The organism is Paractinoplanes aksuensis (assembly GCF_024137025.1).
GTDB classification, from domain to species: Bacteria; Actinomycetota; Actinomycetes; order Mycobacteriales; family Micromonosporaceae; genus Actinoplanes; species Actinoplanes aksuensis.
The window spans coordinates 35,187-49,499 of sequence record NZ_JAMYJR010000047.1 but is presented as its reverse complement, the minus strand read 5'-3'; the positions used below and the strand labels follow the sequence as shown (position 1 = coordinate 49,499).

Sequence of the window (14,313 nt, the reverse complement as noted above, 5' to 3'; positions counted from 1 at the left end):
TGGCCCACCCGCCCTCACCGAACCGCATGCATCGTCATTGAGGCCACTGTCGGCCCTCTCAACGCTCCGCAGCACCGCCCGATGCACCGCACCGTCTGGAAAGGACACGCCCGATGGCTAAGCGGATCACCCAGAACGCCCCGGTCCTGGAGCTGCCCGCCGAAATGCTGACCATCGAAGAAGCCGCAACCCGCATTGGCATGAGCGTGCGCTACGTCCGCCGCGCCGTCGCCGAGCGACAGATCGCCTTTCACCGCCTCGGCCGGTCGATCCGCATCGACCCCGCCGACCTGGCCGCGTTCGTCCGCGCCGGCCGAGTCGAGCCGATGACCGCAGAGACCGTCTGGCGCGGATTGAGGAGTGTCGCCTGATCATGGCCAACCAAGATGGACACCGCCGATTCGGCAACATCCGCAAGCGCGAGTCCGGCCGCTACCAGGCCCGTTACCCCGGCCCCGACGGACGGATGCGCTCCGCACCGCAGACCTTCGCCCGCAAGGCCGAGGCCGAGAAGTACCTCTCGCTGATCGAGGCACAGATGGTGCGCGGCGAGTGGATCGACCCCGAGCGCGGCAAGATCCGGCTCCAGGACTATGCCGAACGCTGGATCACCGAGCGGCCGAACCTACGGCCCCGAACCACGCACCTCTACCGATGGACGCTCGGCCGGCACATCACGCCCTACCTCGGCGACATGCCGCTCAACCGGATCGACACCCCCATGGTCCGCGAGTGGCGGACACGACTGCTGACCGAAGGCGTATCGGTGACCATGGCTGCCAAGGCGTACCGACTGCTGCGCGCGGTCCTGATGACCGCCGTCAAGGAAGACGAACTGATCAGGATCAACCCGTGCCGCGTGGTCGGTGCCGACCAGGAAAAGCCCGCAGAGCGGCCGGTCCTGACCGTCCCGCAGATCTTCGACCTGGCCGAGCGGGTACCGGACCGATTCCAAGCGTTGATCCTGGTCACAGCGTTCGGATCCCTGCGGTGGGGCGAGGCGGTAGCGCTGCAACGGTGCGACATCGACCTGTCGGCCGGCACGGTGCGGGTACGACAGGCGTTCGTCGAACACCGAGGCACCGGCCTAATCCTCGGCCCACCGAAGTCGAAGGCCGGCCTGCGTACCATCGCTCTGCCCAAGGCGGCCCAACCCGTGCTGAAACAGCACATGGACGCGTACGTCGGCGAGGCCCCCGAAGCGTTCGTCTTCACCGGCGGGAGCGGGCGCAACATCTGGCGCGGCAACTTCAACAAGCTGGTTAAGTGGCCTGAGGCGGTCGCGGCGATCGGCGCGGCCGGTCTGCACTTCCACGACCTGCGGCACACCGGCAACAGCCTCGCCTCGCGGGCGCCGGGCGCGAGCCTGCGGGACATCATGGCGCGGATGGGTCACGACAGTCCGCGTGCCGCGTTGATCTACCAGCACACCAACCGGGAGGCCGACCACGGCATCGCCGACGCCATCGATCAGGCGGTCAAGGCGGCCCGGCGCAGGCCCAGCAAGCGCCAGCAGCAGCGATCCTGAACCTGACTAGGAAAGGGAACAACGGTCCCACTCGCGCGTCGTCCACTAGGCTCAGACCGCCCGTTGGGTGCTGCGCATCGCGAAGCGACGGTCTGAGCCTAGTGGACGAGTCAAATCTATTGTTTGCCGATAGGCTCAGGTGCCCGGAGGGTGCGAGCATCGCGAAGCGACACCTGAGCCTATCGGCATCGTCAAGTCACTATCGCGCCTCTTTTGTGACACACCCGTCGCGAGGGGTTCGTAATGTGCCGAGCGATGTTACGTTGGTCTTGGCGCTGTCCCGGGCCTGTGTCCGGCTAGGTGCCAGCCCGCCCCCCGACCATCGGTCGGGGGGCTTTATCGTCTGATGACGATTCCGCCGGGCACTGATGCGTCGCGCTGCGTGGCCAGCAGATTCACCGGTCGATGGCATGCGTCGCCCAAGTGTTCCCAGGTTGCTGGCGGGCACACACGAGTTTGCCGTCTTCCCCCCGGTATAAGCCTCTTGGTTGCCGCGTAGGCGACGAGATCAGCGCACTGGACAAAAAGTGAGTGGTGTGACTGCCGGGAGACCGGGTCGTCAAGCAGCCACCGCTGACTCAGGCGGAAAGTGCCCGGCGGTCCGTAGGCTTTGCCAGACGTCAGGTAACGGCGGGCTTTCCTCGCAAGTTTGCGGATGGTCAGATCTTCGCCTTCGTCATGGACTAACAGGATGGGCGTTCGTTGATCGGGAACGTCCCTGTCGTGGGTCAGGGTGAGTCGCTGGAAGAGCGTCTCCCACACCAGATCACGGGTTTCGTGGAGCCGGCCCTGAGCGGCCATCGCTTGCTTGTCGACAAAGACGGCGAACGCCCGAGCGCGCAACGGCGCCAAGATGGCCATGTGTCGCCGGTAGATGTAGCGCCGCTGGTTCGCGCTCAAACCGAGGGATGTGAAGGGGCCGTCGTTCCTAACTAGGTATGAAGCCTTGACCTCGGCCCGAGCAGGTACTCCGAGGTTCTGCCTAAGTTCCCGCCTTAGAGCGATGAGACCGTCGAACGCATCGACCCAATCCTCACCGCGCACAAGGACGATGCCGAGTGTGTAGGCAGGAGAGCCTCGATGCGCGGGATCACCAGAAGGATCACCAGATTCGTCGATGTAGGCGAAGAGCACGTACGAACTCTACGTGACGGGCTCTTCTACGAATAGTCGCGATCTCTGCGGCAACGCAGTGCCCGTAGGGGAGTCTAATGGCCCGCTAATGGCCCATCCCTGTTTCAGCATCACCTAGAAAGACGGAGGCCCTGGGGGACCATCGGTCCTGACCAGGGCTTCCGTCTGTGGAGCGGGTGACGGGAATCGAACCCGCACTGTCAGCTTGGGAAGCTGATGTTCTGCCATTGAACTACACCCGCGGCGGCCTCACTGTACCCGATCTCGGGCCGGGGTGGCGGGACCGGGCTGGACCGTTCAACCCACGGCGGCCAAGGGGCGGGCTGACTCGGCCCGCCACGTGCGGGTCAGTGGGGTGACCGCGGGGCCGACGGCCAGCGGGAGGGCGCCGGCCGGCCCGTGGGTGCGCAGCGTGGCGGATTCGATGGAGAGCTCGAACAGCCGCCACTCGACCTCGGGGGAGGCGTGCAGGTCGGCGGCCAGGCGGGCGATCACCCGGCGGTCGTGGACGGGGGTGGCGCGGCCGGTGAGGATGGCCTCGTCGTCGTTTTCTTCCGGGGGGAACGAGTGGAGGGCGTAGCGACCGTCGCGTTCGAGGTCGCGGCGTTTGGGGGACGGGACGATGAAGCAGAACAGGCCCTGGTCGGTGAGCACGGGGGAGACCGGATGCAGGCGTGGGGCGCCGTCGGGTCGCACGGTGGCCAGGTAGGCCAGGCCGGGACCGTACTGCTGGAGTAGCGCTTGGATGCCCGCGGCCAGCGTGGGCTCGGAGGCGGCGAAATCGGACCAGGAAGCCATGGCCTGATTCTATCGAACACACGTTCGACACGGCCAGCAAAACACCGATCGGGTGAGGGGCGTGCGCTCAAGAGTGTCCGGCTTCCGCTCGGTATGGTGTTGCGATGCTGCTCTCCGACCGTGACCTGGTCTCCGAGATCAAGGCGGGCGATCTCGCTCTGGCGCCCTTCGAGCCGGAGTTGCTGCAACCGTCCAGCATCGACGTGCGGCTCGACCGCTTCTTCCGGGTGTTCAACAACCATCTCTACACCCACATCGACCCGGCCGAGCAGCAAGACGATCTCACCGCGCTGGTCGAGGTCGGCGACGGCGAGCCGTTCGTGCTGCACCCGGGCGAGTTCGTGCTGGCGTCGACACTCGAGGTCATCACGCTGGGCGAGCAGCTCGCGGGGCGGCTCGAGGGCAAGAGCAGCCTGGGTCGCCTGGGCCTGCTGACCCACTCCACCGCCGGCTTCATCGACCCGGGTTTCTCCGGTCACGTCACGCTGGAGCTGTCCAACGTGGCCAATCTGCCGATCAAGCTCTGGCCCGGCATGAAGATCGGCCAGCTCTGCATCTTCCGCCTGTCGAGCCCGGCCGAGCATCCTTACGGTTCCGCCGTCTACGGCTCCCGCTACCAGGGCCAACGCGGGCCCACCCCGAGTCGCTCCTCGCAGAACTTCCGCCTTTGGCCGACCAGCTAAGAGATCAAAAACTGGATGTCGTAGCGGGCTTGAGGCCTTCAGTCCGGTCTTGGGTGGCGGGCGGGGAGGTTGGACGGGGATGACAGGCCGCTGCTCCCGCCGAGGGCCCGGCCGGGCTTCGCCGGCCGCTGGCGAAACCCGCCCGGGCGACCTGCGTGAATGGTTGCGCCCGAGAAAGACCGATCGGGCCGAGCCCCGAGAGGGCCGGCCCGACCATCGGCGTACCGAAAATCAGCGCAACCAGCCCGGCCACCAGATGCCGGTGCGGAAACCGGTCGACCACTGGTGCTCGGAGCACGACGTCTTGGTCGCGAAGCGCTGGTCGTCGACGATTGCCGTCGTGCCGGGGTTGTAGGTGCCCAGCCCGAAGCCGATGCCGGTGACGGTCATCTTCGGGTTGTCGGCCACCACCTCGGCGAACGTCTTCAGCGGCTCACCGCCGGCGGTCTTGGCGAGACCGTTGATCGTGGTCGAGGGGGTCCACAGCTTGCCCTGCAGGACGTCCCACTCGGTACGCAGCCCACGCTGCGGGTTGCCGGGCAGGCCCAGCTTCATCAGGTACCAGTACGGCTCGTAGACCAGGGTGCCCTCGCCGGCCGGGGTCTTGACGAAGATGTGGTAGGCGGGCAATGCGGCGTCGTTGACGCCGGCGCCGGCCTTGTCCAGCTTCACCGTCTCGTACGAAAGCTCATTGACGGTGTTGGCGGCGACCGGCCAGAAGTTGTCGCGCCACGACACCTTGTCCTCGTCCTTCGACGGGGCCGTCGAGACCTTGAGGCCGTCGGCGCCGAGGGTGGCGGTGCCTGTGCCGACCTTGGCGACGCCATCGGTGTTGCTGTGCTTCACCACGGTGCAGGGCCGGTGCGACGAAGCCAGGGCGGGCTGGGCGCCGGCGACGGCCAGGCCTGTGGTTGCGGTCATCACCACGGCAGCCGCAGCGAGCAGCGGCCTTCGGGAGCGGGAGGAGTTGGAGGTATGGGTCATATGTCCATTATAGGAATTTTGAGCAGTGATCGTTTTCCCGGCAATCGTTCGAGACCAGCCGGCCTGTCAAACTTCCCGACCGGATGAGATCCGAGACTCAGCCTCGGTTGACGGGGATGCCGTGGGCGGCCGCGGTGGTCAGCACCTGATGGATCTGCAGGACCGACATGCCCCTGGTCGGCACCTGTACGAACCGCCTGTGGCCGAGCCCCAGCACCAGCTGCCCAGCGAGGTGGTCGACGTGGGTGAAGGCGTTCCACGCGTACGCGTGCCGGCTCTCGACGGTCGAGCAGGCTACCCCGTCCTCGCCGATCTCGACGGTGGTCGGGCCGCCGTCGCGCAGGGCTCGCCGCACCCCGCCGTTGACCAGGAACATCGGGACGATCACGGCCAGCGCCACGCCCGCGACGAGCAGCGTGAAGTTGAGGCCGTCGCCGTGCAGCTGGAGCAGCAGGGCAAGGCCGAGGAGGGCCCAGCCGCTGAGCCGGGCGAGCAACACCGGCCGGCGCAGTCCGTGGCGCAGGGCTTCAGCGGTCAGGAGGGGATCCGGCCGCGTTACGATCTGGAGAAACACTCCCGAAATGTAACTTTTATGGTAAGAGTCCGGACATCCTCCACTTGGCCGACGGCCGATCCGCGGACGGCGTCACCTGAGACAAAACCTGGCACAGTGCGGTGATCCCTTAGGCTGTGCCGCTATGGGCGCGATCAAACCTTGGCACTTGCTGATTCTGTTCAGCTGCTTCCTCGGCGTCACCGGGATCGTGGCGGCGATCGGTCTCACGATCGCCAAGACCCGGCGCAAGTAGGTCAGGCGAGCGCTTCGGCGACCGCTCGCCACTCGGCGTGCGGCAGGTGCGGGGCCGGATCGGCCGACAGCACCTGCACGGCCACGTGGTCGGCGCCGGCCTCGAGGTGAGCGTCGACCCGCTTGCGTACCGTGGCCGCGTCTCCCCAGGCCACAGCCCAGTCGACCAACCGGTCGCTGCCCTCGCCGGCCAGGTCGTCATCGGTGAAGCCGAAGCGGCGCCACGGGTTGGTGTAGTTCGGCAACGACAGATACGGCTTCAGCACCCGACGGGCCACACCGCGAGCCTCGACCGGATCGGTGCCCAGGAACACCTTTTGTTCGGGCGCCAGCAGGCTGTCGGCCCCGAGGATCTGGCGCGCCTCGGCCGTGTGTTCCGGCGGCATCAGATAGGGCAGCGCGCCGGCGGTCAGCTCGCGCGCCGTGGCCAGCGCCTTCGGACCCAGCGCGGCGATCATGAGCTCGGCCAGGGGCACCCGGTGCAGCTTGTCGGTGAGGAAGCTGCGCAGCTGGGTCAGCGGCTGCACGTAGCTCTGCCCGACGGCGGCCGCGGTCGGCGCGTGCCCGGAGCCCACACCCAGCCGGAACCGCCCGGGGAACTGGTGGCGCACCCGCGCCTGCGCGGCCGCCAGCGACTCGCCGTGGCTGTGCCAGATGTCGACCACGCTCGTGCCCACGACCAGGGTCGTCGTCGCGGCCAGGATCGCCTCGGGCAGCTCGAGGTCGTCGGGCGGGCTGCCGCCGATCCACACCGCGCCGAAGCCCAGACTCTCGAGTTCCTGCGCGGCCGAGGCGACCCGGTTTCGTTCCTGCGGCCAGTTGTGTCGGGAGACCCAGATTCCGTACCGCCCGAGGCTGTTCACGATTTCGATCGTACGATTGCGGACGACTTGACACGCCCGGTGACCACCGGAGAGGAACGCCACACGTGTACCTGATGATCTCGAAATACCTGGTGCCGATCGAGCAGGTCGACGAGGTGCGCGACGCGCATCTGGCCTATCTGGAGGGTCTCGAGGCGCAGAACCTGGTCGTCACGGCCGGCCGTCAGGACCCGCCGAACGGCGGCGTCGTGCTGCTCAACGTCGACGACGAGGCCCGCGCCCGCGAGCTCATCGGGCAGGACCCGTACGTGCTGCGGGGCGTCGCCGAATACTCGGCCACCGGCTGGGTGCCGACCCGCGGCGCGCTGAAGGACTTCCCCAAGCCCTAAGGCTCGAGGTCGTCGTCCGTGAGCAGCCCGCGCAGGGTCAGCTCGCGGGCGACCTCGGGCGGGCACTCGTCCACGATCACCGCGGTGCCGACGTACTGGCCGGCGAACAGCGTGCGCAGGGCCCGGGCCTGAGCCCCGGTCGCCGCCCAGTCGTCGACGACGAGCACGCGGTCGTCCGGGCGGATCAACTCCCGCCGTACGCCCAGGTGTTGGTTGTCGCCCCGGTGATCGGCCGGCACCTCGGCCCAGATCATCGGTTCGGCGATGGGCCGCCGCGCGCCGGCCCGGTAGGCCTCGACGAACCCGGCCCCGAGCGCCCGCGCCACCAGCGGGCCGACCAGGAACCCGGTCACCTCGGGCGAGACGACCACCGTCGGGCGCTCGGCGCGGAACAGATCGGCCAGGCCGTCCCCGAGTCCGGCGAGGATGGCCGGCTCGCGCCACCAACCGGAGCGGTCGCTCACCAGATAGCCGCTGCCGTCGCCCGGATCGGTCCACCGGAACGCCGCCCTCAGATGATCACGCAGATCGGTCGTCACGCGGACATCCTGTCACCGCCCGACCGTTCCCTTCGTCCGCGCGGTCAGAACCCGCTCAGACTAGGGGTCAAGTTAGTGCCGTCGGTCGCTTCGATCGTGCATGCTGTGTCGCGTAGCCATGCCTGACCTGCCGCCGGGCCGACGCCCGCTGAGCCCTGGATCCCGCGCCGGACTCGGCGCGGCCCTTGTGCTGCTCGCAGTCGTGTCCGCCGTGGAGCTGGCGGACCGCGAGAGCGCCGACTTCGTGGCCCTGTTCGCGGCCGTGCCGTTCCTGGCCGTCGTCTTCGCGTACTGGCAGACCGTGCTCGTGGCCGGGGTGCTGGCCACGATCGTGGGCATGGTCTTCGTGGGCATGGCCGGCCCGCTCACCGTCCCGGGCGCGGTCAGCGTCTTCGGCATCCTGCTGGCCACCGGCATCGCGGCCGCGGTGGCCACCATGCGGCAGCGCCAGGCCGACAAGATCGTCGAGCTCCAGCGCCTGGCCACGGTGTCCCAGCAGGCGGTTCTGCGGCCGCTCGGGCCGCAGGTGGGCGCGCTCGCGGTCGCGGGCCGGTACATCTCGGCCACCGCCGCGGCCGACATCGGGGGCGACCTCTACGAGGCGCTCGACACTCCGTACGGGGTCCGGATCATCATCGGCGACGTCCGGGGCAAGGGTCTGGACGCCGTGCGGCTGGCCAGCATCGTGCTGGGTTCGTACCGCCACGTCGCGTACGAGCGGGCCGATCTCAAGGCGATGGTGACCGACCTCGACCGGGCCGTGGCGCGCAGTGTCGGCGACGAGGATTTCGTGACCGCCGCCCTGGTCGAGGAGCGGGGTGGCACGCTGACGATCGTCAACTGTGGACATCCGGCGCCGCTGCTGCTGCGGCGGGGCAAGGTCATTCCGCTCGAGCCCCCGGCGCCGGCGCCCCCGCTGGGTTTCATGCCCGAGGTGAAGGCGCGGGTCGAGCGGCTCGAGCCGGGCGACCGCCTGCTGTTGTTCACCGACGGTCTGGGCGAGGCGCGACGGGAGGGCGAGTTCTTCCCGACCGCCGACCGGGCGTGGCGGCTGCTCGGCCATGGCACGGTCGGTGACGGGCTCGCTTCACTCGAGACGGCCCTGGTCGACTGGGTCCACGGCCGGCTCGAGGACGACATCGCGCTGGTGCTGCTGGAATACGCGGGCCCGGACGACGGCGCGACGATGCCGATGCCGAGCTGGGAAGTGGGAGCCGCCGGAAGTTAGGCGGCGGGTTGCGCTTCCGCGGTGCTCGCGGCTTCGCCGACCGGGGCCGGCGAGATCGGTACCGGCACGGGTTCCGGACGGCGGTGACGCCCGATGTAGTGGCGTGGCTGGTTCGCCTGGCGGGGCTCCGGAATGAGGCTCTTGATCGTGGAGAACATGGCACGCCCCCTTGGCGGCTGGTCGAAGCGGAAAAGCTCCGTGTCTATCCGGAGCAACGAGCCGCGTCGGCCACCGATACGAGTGGGCCGCATGGGAGTCCGCAAATAGCCGAACGGCCATCCTGCTGGCCACCCGATCGGAGGCTTTTGATGTGCGAACCGACGGACAGACCCCCACCGGAGGGTGGTTGGTCACGAAACAGCTCGCGGGTTGTCCGGTCCTACCGATCAGTAATACAGTGGCTGTTACTGACGGGTAACTCCAGACCGGCGGCGTTCGGAGAGCGGGGCCAAGCACTATGACTCACTACAAGAGCAACCTTCGGGACCTCCAGTTCAACATCTTCGAGGTCTTCGGGGCCGATCAGGCCTTCGGCCAGGCGCCCTACGACGAGATCGACGCCGAGACTGCCCGCGACGTGTTGACCGAGGTCAACCGGCTGGCCACGGAGGATCTGGCGGCCAGCTACGTCGAGGCCGACCGCAACCCGCCGGTGTTCGACCCGGCCACGCACTCCGCGCCGCTGCCGGAGTCGTTCAAGAAGTCGTTCGAGCAGTGGATGGCGTCCGAGTTCTGGCGCCTCGACCTGCCCGGTTCGCTCGGCGGCACCCTCGCCCCGCGCGCCTTCTGGTGGGGCCTGGCCGAGAACGTGCTCGGCGCCAACGCCCCGGTCTGGATGTACTCCTCCGGCCCGTCCTTCGCGTCCGTGATCGAGGCCGAGGGCACCGAGGAGCAGAAGAAGTGGGCCAAGCTCTTCGTCGACAAGCTCTGGGGCTCGTCGATGGTGCTGACCGAGCCCGACGCGGGCTCCGACGTCGGCGCCGGCCGCACCCGGGCCATCCCGCAGGCCGACGGCTCGTGGCACATCGAGGGCGTCAAGCGGTTCATCACCTCGGGTGAGCACGACCTGACCGACAACATCATCCACTACGTGCTGGCCCGTCCGGTCGGCGTCGAGGGGGTCGGTGGCCCGGGCACCAAGGGCCTGTCGCTGTTCATCGTGCCGAAGTACCACTTCGACGCCGAGACCGGTGAGCTCGGCGAGCGCAACGGCGTCTACGCCACCAACATCGAGCACAAGATGGGCCTCAAGGTCTCGAACACGTGCGAGATGACGTTCGGCGAGCACGGCACCCCGGCCAAGGGCTGGCTGCTCGGCGAGAAGCACCAGGGCATCCGCCAGATGTTCATGATCATTGAGTACGCCCGCATGATGGTCGGCACGAAGGCCATCGCCACCCTGTCGACCGGTTACCTGAACGCGCTCGAGTACGCCAAGAACCGCGTCCAGGGCGCCGACCTCGTGCAGAACGACGACAAGGCGGCCCCGCGGGTCACGATCACGCACCACCCCGACGTACGCCGGTCCCTGATGCTCCAGAAGTCGTACTCGGAGGCTCTGCGGGCCCTGGTGATCTACACCGCCACCTGGCAGGACAAGGTCGCCATCGCCCAGGCGGCCGGCGACGCCGAGGCCGCCAAAGCTGCGAGCAAGGTCAACGACCTGCTGCTGCCGCTGGTCAAGGGCGTGGGCTCGGAGCGGGCGTACGAGCTGCTGGGTCACGAGTCGCTGCAGACCTTCGGCGGTTCGGGCTTCCTGCAGGACTACCCGCTCGAGCAGTACGTGCGGGACGCCAAGATCGACACCCTGTACGAGGGCACGACCGCCATCCAGAGCCTCGACCTGGTCTTCCGCAAGATCGTGAAGGACCAGGGAGTCGCGCTGGCCTCGCTGGCGGGCGAGATGCAGGCGTTCGTCGAGAGCGACGCCGGCAACGGCCAGCTCAAGCTGGAGCGGCTCGGCCTGGGCAAGGCGCTGGGCGAGATGCAGCAGATCCTGGCCACGACCATGACCTGGCTGGGCGCGGTGCAGGGCGGCGACACCCGCGAGCTGTACAAGGTGGGGCTGAACTCGCGGCGCATCCTGCTCGCCCTGGGCGACGTGGTGCTCGCGTGGCTGCTGCTGCGTCAGGCCGAGGTGGCGCTCAAGGCGCTCAGCGGCGACGTCTCGGCCGCCGACAAGAACTTCTACGAGGGCAAGGTGGCGGCCGCGCGATTCTTCGTCCGCGAGGTGCTGCCGCGGATCGGCTCCGACCGGCGGATCATCGAGAACGCCAGTCTGGACATCATGGACATTTCCGAGGACGTCTTCTGACGTAACCCCCCACAGAAAAGCCGGCGGACGCCCCCGTCCGCCGGCTTTTTCTGTTCACCCCCGCGCGGTGTGCCGCTCGATCAGGCGCATCGAGCGGGGTTCGAACGACGACCACGGACTGTCCGAGCGGTGGACGGCCAGCCCGGCCGTCCTGAGTTCGACCAACTGGCCGTCGTACTGCTCGTCGGGAATCAGCATCAACGACACCTCGGACACCCACGGGTTGTGCCCGACCACGAGCACCGTGCGGACCGTGTCGGGGACCCGGCGTACGAGATCGAAGACCTCGGTCACACCACCGTGATAGAGCCCCTCGTCGTAGCGCACCTCGGGCGACCCGCCACCCGCGTGGGCCTGGGCCAGCGCGATCGACACGCCCTGCCAGGTCTGCCGGGTGCGGGCGGCCGACGAGCAGAGCACCAGGCCCGGATGCAGTCGCTCGTCGGCCAGCCAGGCGCCGGCGGCGTCGGCGTCGGTCTCCCCGACCGTGGTCAGTTTCCGGTCGAAATCGGAGAGTCCGTCCGGCCTCTCGGCCTTGGCATGGCGCAGCAGAACGAGCGTCCGTGTGGTCATGCGTTCAGCTTGCCTGATTGATTTTTCGGGCGCGTGGGTAAACCCCGTTCAGACGCATTGACCACGGTGAGGATCAAGGAGGCCCGCGATGGGCATCGGCGGAAGCATCTTCCTGCTGGCGTTGGGCGCCATCCTGGCGTTCGCCGTCAACGCGGACATCAGCGGGATCGACATCAACATCATCGGCTGGATCCTGATGGCAGCCGGCCTGGTCGGCCTGATCGTCACTCTCTGGTACTGGAACAGCCGCCGCCGCACGGTCGTGACCCGGCAGACCGCCACCCCGGTCGCGGGTGACCCGTACGCCCCGAATCAGCAGGTGCGCAGCGAGTACCGCGAGACCCGTCGCGAGGACGCGCCGCCGCCCCCGCCCCCGGGTTACTGATCCCCCTGAGACTCGCGACGCCGGCAAGCCGCTCATCCCCCTGGCGGCGAGCCGGCGTCGCGCGCGTTTGTCAGCTCTTCAGTTCGGCCGCGATCGCCGTCGCCAGCGGCGTCGACGGGCGGCCGAGCAGCTTCTCCAGGTCTTCGCGGGGCACGAACAGCGCGCCCTGCGACGCGGCCCGGTCGACGTCGGCCAGGATCGCCGCGAAGGCCTCGGGCAGGCCCACGCCGACGAGCATCTCGCGGAACTTCTCCTCGCCCAGATCGGTGTACGTCACCGGCTTTCCGGACTGCCGGGCGATCTCGGCCGCGAGCTCGGTCAGCGTGAAGGCCTCGCCGCCCAGCTCGTACACCTTGCCCTCGTGGCCGTCGCCGACGAGCACGGCCGCGGCCGCCTCGGCGTAGTCGGCCCGCGGGGAGCCGCTGATCTTGCCGTCGCCGGCCGCGCCGAACAGGCCGTGTGCGAGCGCCTGCTCGACGCTGTAGTTCTCGACGTACCAGTTGTTGCGCAGGAAGACGTACGGCAGACCGGTGTCCTTGATCCACTGCTCGGTGGTCTTGTGCTCGGCGGCCAGCTTCATGTCGGTCGTGTCGGCCTTGGGGGCGCTCGTGTAGACGACGAGGCCGACGTTGGCCGCCTGGGCCGCGTCGACCACGTTGCGGTGCTGGGCGAGGCGGTTGCCGGCCTCGCTGCCCGAGATGAACAGCAGCTTGTCGGCGCCTTCGAACGCGGCCCGCAGCGCCTCCGGGTCCTCGTACGCGACCTGCCTGACCGTTACGCCCAGGTCGGCGATCTTGTCGACCTGGCGGCCGAGACCGACGATCTCGCTCGCGGGCACACCCTTGGCGAGCAGCGACTGGATGGTGAGCCGGCCCAGGTGCCCGGTGGCGCCCGTGATGACGATGGTCATGCTGTCCTCCTGCTGGTTGTTCTGACAACAACTAGCCAACGCCGCAGGTCAGCGGTCACTTCCCGTTGGGTAGTAGGCACCTTGAAGTGCAGTACTCACCCGAGGGATAGTAAAGAGGTGGAAGCCAGTGCGTACGCGAAAAACTGCCCCAGCCGCCAGATCCTCGACCGGATCGGTGACACCTGGAGCGTCCTGATCGTGATGATGCTCGCCGACGGGCCGCAGCGGTACACGGCGTTGTCGCGCCGGATCGAGGGGGTCAGCCCCAAGATGCTCACCCAGACGCTGCGCGGCCTCGAGCGCGACGGGCTGATCGGCCGTACGGTGCACGCCGAGGTGCCACCGCGGGTCGACTACGAGCTGACCGCGCTCGGGCGCAGCCTGCTCGGCCTGGTCGGCGCGCTGGAGAACTGGGCCGAGAACCACATCGAGGACGTGCAGGCCGCGCGCGCGGCCTACGACAACCCCGGCGTACGCGTGAGCGCTTAGGCGTACAGGGTGAAGTAGATGGCGATGTGGTGGCAGATCGCCGCGACCAGGGTGCAGGCGTGGAAGAACTCGTGGTGGCCGAACACCTCGGGCCACGGGTTGGGGCGGCGCAGTGCGTAGAAGACGGCGCCGACGCTGTAGATGACACCGCCGGCGGCCAGCAGCACCAGGCAGGCGACGCCGCCGGTGCGCAGCACGTCGGGCAGGATCGCGACCGCGCCCCAGCCCAGCGCGAGATAGAGCGGTGCGCCGACCCAGCGGGGCAGATGCGGCCAGATCGTCTTGAGGGCCACCCCGCCGAGCGCGCCACCCCAGGTCAGGCTCAGCATCAGCGTCGCCTTGGCCGGTGACAGCAGTTGAATGCAGAACGGGGTGTAGGTGCCGGCGATGAAGATGAAGATCATGGAGTGATCGGCGCGGCGCATGATCTGGTAGCCGCGCTCGCTCCACACCCGTCGGTGATAGAGCGCGCTGATGCCGAACAGCCCACACACGGTGAAGCTGTAGATCAGCGTGCTCACGAAGGGTTCGATGCCGGGCCGGCTGAGGGCGATCGAACACAGGACGATGCCGCAGACGAGCGCGACGAAGAACGCGTACTGATGCAACCGGCCACGCAGCCTCGGCTTACCGAGGTCGGCCGGCTTCATCCGGAACGGGGCGGAGGTCGTCACGGCTCCAGGCTACGGTATCGTAAGTTACTCGTGGGTAGTGAATCTCTTCACTG

Annotated in this window: 17 protein-coding genes and 1 tRNA gene; 8 read left to right on the top strand and 10 right to left on the bottom strand. The window is 68.3% G+C overall.

Annotated features, from left to right (window positions below):
- Positions 1-113 precede the first annotated feature (113 nt).
- Both M1L60_RS38605 and M1L60_RS38600 read left to right on the top strand, forming a co-directional pair.
- Positions 114-371, top strand: a complete 258-nt coding sequence (locus M1L60_RS38605) for a helix-turn-helix domain-containing protein (RefSeq protein ID WP_253242527.1) — start codon at positions 114-116, stop codon at positions 369-371.
- Between the two features lie 2 nt (positions 372-373).
- The gene (locus M1L60_RS38600; protein ID WP_253242526.1) at positions 374-1,528 is read left to right on the top strand and encodes a tyrosine-type recombinase/integrase; all 1,155 of its coding nucleotides are present in this window, start codon (positions 374-376) and stop codon (positions 1,526-1,528) included.
- A 336-nt stretch (positions 1,529-1,864) separates the two neighbouring features.
- Here M1L60_RS38600 and M1L60_RS38595 read toward each other — a convergent pair whose 3' ends face one another.
- The 3 genes from M1L60_RS38595 to M1L60_RS38585 all read right to left on the bottom strand — a co-directional run bounded on the left by M1L60_RS38595 (position 1,865) and on the right by M1L60_RS38585 (position 3,460).
- A complete protein-coding gene (locus M1L60_RS38595; RefSeq protein ID WP_253242525.1) occupies positions 1,865-2,662 on the bottom strand; it encodes a DUF3800 domain-containing protein in 798 nt (265 codons plus the stop codon).
- Positions 2,663-2,830: 168 nt separating this feature from the next.
- A tRNA-Gly gene (locus M1L60_RS38590) sits at positions 2,831-2,904 on the bottom strand.
- 55 nt (positions 2,905-2,959) lie between these two features.
- The gene (locus tag M1L60_RS38585; protein ID WP_253242524.1) at positions 2,960-3,460 is read right to left on the bottom strand and encodes a pyridoxamine 5'-phosphate oxidase family protein; all 501 of its coding nucleotides are present in this window, start codon (positions 3,458-3,460) and stop codon (positions 2,960-2,962) included.
- Positions 3,461-3,564: 104 nt separating this feature from the next.
- On the opposite strand from M1L60_RS38585, the gene dcd reads away from it, so the two are divergent.
- Positions 3,565-4,143 (top strand): dCTP deaminase, encoded by a 579-nt coding sequence (dcd, locus tag M1L60_RS38580; RefSeq protein WP_253242523.1) that lies wholly within the window; start codon positions 3,565-3,567, stop codon positions 4,141-4,143.
- A 231-nt stretch (positions 4,144-4,374) separates the two neighbouring features.
- Here dcd and M1L60_RS38575 read toward each other — a convergent pair whose 3' ends face one another.
- The 3 genes from M1L60_RS38575 to M1L60_RS38565 form a co-directional block, all read right to left on the bottom strand.
- Positions 4,375-5,127, bottom strand: a complete 753-nt coding sequence (locus M1L60_RS38575; RefSeq protein WP_253242522.1) for a hypothetical protein — start codon at positions 5,125-5,127, stop codon at positions 4,375-4,377.
- A gap of 97 nt (positions 5,128-5,224) precedes the next feature.
- Positions 5,225-5,701: a YcxB family protein gene (locus M1L60_RS38570; RefSeq protein WP_253242521.1), complete on the bottom strand. Its 477-nt coding sequence runs from the start codon at positions 5,699-5,701 to the stop codon at positions 5,225-5,227.
- 236 nt (positions 5,702-5,937) lie between these two features.
- Positions 5,938-6,798: an LLM class F420-dependent oxidoreductase gene (locus M1L60_RS38565; protein ID WP_253242520.1), complete on the bottom strand. Its 861-nt coding sequence runs from the start codon at positions 6,796-6,798 to the stop codon at positions 5,938-5,940.
- Positions 6,799-6,872: 74 nt separating this feature from the next.
- On the opposite strand from M1L60_RS38565, the gene M1L60_RS38560 reads away from it, so the two are divergent.
- Positions 6,873-7,148, top strand: coding sequence for a YciI family protein (locus M1L60_RS38560; RefSeq protein ID WP_253242560.1), 276 nt, complete (start codon positions 6,873-6,875; stop codon positions 7,146-7,148).
- Here the strand turns inward: M1L60_RS38560 and M1L60_RS38555 are convergent.
- Positions 7,145-7,687: a phosphoribosyltransferase gene (locus tag M1L60_RS38555; RefSeq protein ID WP_253242519.1), complete on the bottom strand. Its 543-nt coding sequence runs from the start codon at positions 7,685-7,687 to the stop codon at positions 7,145-7,147. The two genes, M1L60_RS38560 and M1L60_RS38555, sit on opposite strands and share 4 nt — an antisense overlap.
- Positions 7,688-7,787: 100 nt before the next feature.
- Between M1L60_RS38555 and M1L60_RS38550 the strand changes: the two genes are divergently transcribed.
- Together M1L60_RS38550 and M1L60_RS38545 are read left to right on the top strand one after the other, a co-directional pair.
- A complete protein-coding gene (locus tag M1L60_RS38550) occupies positions 7,788-8,915 on the top strand; it encodes a PP2C family protein-serine/threonine phosphatase (protein ID WP_253242518.1) in 1,128 nt (375 codons plus the stop codon).
- 457 nt (positions 8,916-9,372) lie between these two features.
- A complete protein-coding gene (locus tag M1L60_RS38545) occupies positions 9,373-11,229 on the top strand; it encodes an acyl-CoA dehydrogenase (protein WP_253242517.1) in 1,857 nt (618 codons plus the stop codon).
- A 54-nt stretch (positions 11,230-11,283) separates the two neighbouring features.
- Here the strand turns inward: M1L60_RS38545 and M1L60_RS38540 are convergent, their stop codons facing one another.
- Positions 11,284-11,802: a SixA phosphatase family protein gene (locus tag M1L60_RS38540; RefSeq protein ID WP_253242516.1), complete on the bottom strand. Its 519-nt coding sequence runs from the start codon at positions 11,800-11,802 to the stop codon at positions 11,284-11,286.
- A gap of 88 nt (positions 11,803-11,890) precedes the next feature.
- On the opposite strand from M1L60_RS38540, the gene M1L60_RS38535 reads away from it, so the two are divergent.
- Positions 11,891-12,187 (top strand): DUF6458 family protein, encoded by a 297-nt coding sequence (locus M1L60_RS38535; RefSeq protein WP_253242515.1) that lies wholly within the window; start codon positions 11,891-11,893, stop codon positions 12,185-12,187.
- A 70-nt stretch (positions 12,188-12,257) separates the two neighbouring features.
- Here the strand turns inward: M1L60_RS38535 and M1L60_RS38530 are convergent, their stop codons facing one another.
- Positions 12,258-13,097, bottom strand: a complete 840-nt coding sequence (locus M1L60_RS38530; protein WP_253242514.1) for an SDR family oxidoreductase — start codon at positions 13,095-13,097, stop codon at positions 12,258-12,260.
- Positions 13,098-13,214: 117 nt separating this feature from the next.
- On the opposite strand from M1L60_RS38530, the gene M1L60_RS38525 reads away from it, so the two are divergent.
- The gene (locus M1L60_RS38525; RefSeq protein WP_253242513.1) at positions 13,215-13,586 is read left to right on the top strand and encodes a winged helix-turn-helix transcriptional regulator; all 372 of its coding nucleotides are present in this window, start codon (positions 13,215-13,217) and stop codon (positions 13,584-13,586) included.
- On the opposite strand, the gene trhA is transcribed toward M1L60_RS38525, so the two are convergent.
- Entirely contained in the window at positions 13,583-14,260 is a 678-nt protein-coding gene (trhA, locus tag M1L60_RS38520; protein WP_253242512.1) for a PAQR family membrane homeostasis protein TrhA, read from the bottom strand. The genes M1L60_RS38525 and trhA overlap by 4 nt on opposite strands.
- Between the last annotated feature and the right edge of the window lie 53 nt (positions 14,261-14,313).